The organism is Pollutimonas rozaliensis (genome assembly GCF_048751585.1).
In the GTDB taxonomy this organism is placed as follows: domain Bacteria; phylum Pseudomonadota; class Gammaproteobacteria; order Burkholderiales; family Burkholderiaceae_B.
On record NZ_JAZHOB010000399.1, the window covers coordinates 1 to 229 of the forward strand.

At 62.0% G+C, this 229-nt stretch carries 1 pseudogene; it reads left to right on the forward strand.

Going from position 1 to position 229, the window contains the following annotated elements:
• Positions 1–229 (forward strand): annotated as a pseudogene (locus V0R37_RS23375) (ABC transporter permease); the annotation flags it as partial.

Sequence of the window (229 nt, forward strand, 5' to 3'; positions counted from 1 at the left end):
TGGTACTGGCCTATCCGTTGGCCTATCTGCTGGCCAACCTACCGACCCGCTCCGGCAACCTGTTGATGATTCTGGTGCTGCTGCCGTTCTGGACCTCGATTCTGGTGCGGGTGGCGGCCTGGATCGTGCTGTTGCAGTCGGGCGGGTTGATCAACAGCGCCCTGATGTCGCTGGGCATCATCGAGCAGCCCCTGCAGCTGGTGTTCAACCGCAGCGGTGTTTACGTGGC